The following is a 2714-nucleotide window of genomic DNA, read 5'->3' as shown; positions in this document are numbered from 1 at the left end:
GCTGCCCGGCGGCGAGCGTCCGCTCGAGAAGTCTATCTGGGGCGGTGCGATCGACAATGTCGGCGGTGCGATGCTCGCACAGATCACGCGGACCCTGGTCCCCAACGGCAACATTGCGAGCATTGGCCTAGCCGGTGGTACCGCACTGGAGACCACCGTCATGCCGTTCATCCTGCGCGGCATCAATCTACTCGGCTGCAATTCGGTTGATGTCCGTTTCCCGCTGCGCGCCAACCTTTGGCATCACCTTGCAGACGACTGGCGACCCAAAGACCTGGACGCCTTGGTCAGCGACCAGGTGGACCTGCCTGGATTGCCAGGGGTGTTCGAGCGCATGCTGGCCGGCAAAACCCATGGCCGCATCCTCGTCACCCCGGTTTGAGCCCAAGCGTCTGCACCGCTTGCAACCCTAACGGCGTCCTGATCAGGAAACGAATCCGCATGCTGGGCTATACACCGCGTCAAGGCGCGACTGACCTCGAAGACCGGGGGCAACACTTGAGCCCGACACGCTGATCGGCCAATCTGATCCGGGCTATCTGATCCGGGCAAGTCGTCAACATCATCCTTCAACGAAAGCATCCAAACGTGCCCCAAACCATCCCCATCACCGACCATCAACGCCGCTGGCTGAAGAAGCAGGCGCATCATCTCAAGCCCGTGGTTCAGCTTGGCGCCGCTGGCCTCACGGACGCCGTGATGGCCGAGGTCGAGCTCGCGCTTGAGCATCACGAGCTGATCAAGGTCAAGGTGCCCGGCGGCGATCACGATGAGCGCGATGCCATCGTCGACGCCATCGCCGAGCGCGCCGGCGCCGACCTGGTCCAGCGCATCGGCAATACCGCCAGCTACTTCCGCGCCAACCCAGAACGCCGCGACCGCATCCTGCTGCCGCTCTGAGCATCGATCGTCCGGACCGATAGCAACAGACCGAGAGTGCTGCGCCGGCAACCACCACCAAGCCGACCGATTCGACAACCAATAAGGGACAAGCAAGATGAAACAGACAACGATTCGGCGCATCGCAGCCGCCCTCGGCAGTCTCATCGTCGGTAGCGGCCTGCTGACCAGCTGCGCCAACCCCGGCGAAGACGTCCGCATTCGCCTCTGCAAGGATCTCGTCGCCGTGCAGCTCGGCAAAGAGCAGATCCAGTGGACCCGGGTCAATACCAAGACACCCGGCTATCAGGACGCGATCATCAGCCTGGGCTGGTCCGGCGCCAACGGCGACGAAAACGCCGGCAGCGCAACCTGCGCCTATCCCTACAGTGCCGTCGACGACACCGCGCAGCAGCTCGCCGAGCCGCTCAGCGCCTACGCCACCTCGCCAAGCAAGGTCGTGATCAACGGTGAGACACTCAGCGGCTCAGCACTCGCCAACGCCATCGGTCGAGCCATGCGGCGACAAGGCCGCGAGATGATCGATGCCGCGGGAAATGCGATCGGTCAGTGAGGAGATAAGCTGTCATCGCTGAGGCTCCCTGCGCCTATCTGCGTCATCCACCTTAGATCGACATGCTCGTCTTGGGATCAGCCGTCTTTGCGACCAATGAACCGATAGTAAGGAACCCGCAGCCCCGGCAGATAAGGCACTGGGGCCATGGCCTCGGTCAAGCGATGATCGGGCAGGGCCTGGCGCAGATAGGCCAATCGCTCGGGCTCCAGATGTACGCCATCATGGCGAAACCAGCGCGGCCAGAACGCCCGTGCCAAGGCCGAATGACGCGCCAAGCCCGGCTCCGGCTCAGCCGCCGAGACATAGAAATCGACGACGCCGAGATAACCACCGGGCTTGAGCATCGCGATCGCGTTGTCGATCGCCGCCCTCCAGTCGGGGATCATGGTCAGCGCGTAGGCGAGATACACCGTATCGACCGGCGTCTCGGGCTGCCAGCTGCAGGCATCGGCCTGATGGATCTGCACAGTCGCCATGGCCGCTGTCCGCCGTCGTGCCTCGCTGACCAACGATGGGCAGAGATCGATCGCATCGACCCGGCCGAAGGTCGCAAGCCGGTCACCAAAGAACAGCAGATTGCGGCCGGTACCGGCACCAAGCTCGACCAGGTGCCCACCAGGAAGGACTGCCTGGCTGGCAATCAGGTCGGCGATCAGCTCGCCACGCCCATGCAGCAGACGCTCCCGAAAGGCGTCGTAACGGCTCGCCTGCGGGGCATAGAAGGCCTCGAGCCGCTCGGCATGCGAGCCGGTCCTCGGCTGACCCCGTAAGAGCGCGATCAGGACCTTGAGCTCGGCGGTGAGGGCTGCGGCTGCCACGTTCAGGCCGCAACCACGTCGGCGATATGAAAGCCGGCATAGGTATGCACCCGGTCGAGCGGCTGCATCTGGGCCGCCAGCTCCGGATGAAACTGCAGGCAGTCGCGCAGCCGTCCTCGCTCGGGGCTAACCTCCAGATCCTGAAGATAGGCCGGGGCCGCATGCGCACTGCGGAAGATGATGCGCGCATCACTGCGCGCGCGCTCTAGGATCAAGGCCCATTCCTCGGACAGCGCCTGCGGTGCATAGCTGCTCATCCAGTCCATGTGATCCAGCAGCACGTACTTCGAGAAGCGCTGGGGGGTGCGTGTCAGCAGCTCTGAGACCGTCGAGGTATGCAGCTCGATGCAGTCGGCCCGGCCCTGCTTCAGCGCGGCGAAATTCTCCGGCTTCAGATATTCCGGACAGCAGTCTGGTGTATAGCGCCCATTCACGTAGAC

The 2714-nt window shown here is 63.7% G+C and carries 5 protein-coding genes; 3 read left to right on the top strand and 2 right to left on the bottom strand.

Translation table 11 applies throughout. The features are described from left to right. The 3 genes from ACY693_RS17930 to ACY693_RS17920 form a co-directional block, all read left to right on the top strand. On the top strand, positions 1-382 hold a 382-nt coding region (locus ACY693_RS17930), incomplete at its 5' end, for an MDR/zinc-dependent alcohol dehydrogenase-like family protein (RefSeq protein WP_462323173.1). Between the two features lie 206 nt (positions 383-588). After that, positions 589-900 carry a ribosome assembly RNA-binding protein YhbY gene (yhbY, locus tag ACY693_RS17925; RefSeq protein WP_462323172.1) on the top strand — a complete coding sequence of 104 codons (312 nt, stop codon included), beginning with the start codon at positions 589-591 and terminating at the stop codon, positions 898-900. A 97-nt stretch (positions 901-997) separates the two neighbouring features. After that, positions 998-1453 carry a hypothetical protein gene (locus ACY693_RS17920; RefSeq protein ID WP_462323171.1) on the top strand — a complete coding sequence of 152 codons (456 nt, stop codon included), beginning with the start codon at positions 998-1000 and terminating at the stop codon, positions 1451-1453. A gap of 77 nt (positions 1454-1530) precedes the next feature. On the opposite strand, the gene ACY693_RS17915 is transcribed toward ACY693_RS17920, so the two are convergent. Both ACY693_RS17915 and ACY693_RS17910 read right to left on the bottom strand, forming a co-directional pair. Next, positions 1531-2274 (bottom strand): class I SAM-dependent methyltransferase, encoded by a 744-nt coding sequence (locus ACY693_RS17915; RefSeq protein WP_462323170.1) that lies wholly within the window; start codon positions 2272-2274, stop codon positions 1531-1533. 2 nt (positions 2275-2276) lie between these two features. Then, positions 2277-2714 (bottom strand): DUF3419 family protein (locus tag ACY693_RS17910; protein ID WP_462323169.1); only part of this gene is annotated, 438 nt, incomplete at its 5' end.

It is taken from the genome of Halochromatium sp. (genome assembly GCF_054919635.1).
This window is presented reverse-complemented; position numbering and strand designations above follow the sequence as displayed.

Bases quoted from the DNA above. Each gene is read 5' to 3' on its own strand.
- ACY693_RS17920 (WP_462323171.1), top strand. From the start codon at position 998: ATGAAACAGACAACGATTCGGCGCATCGCAGCCGCCCTCGGCAGTCTC.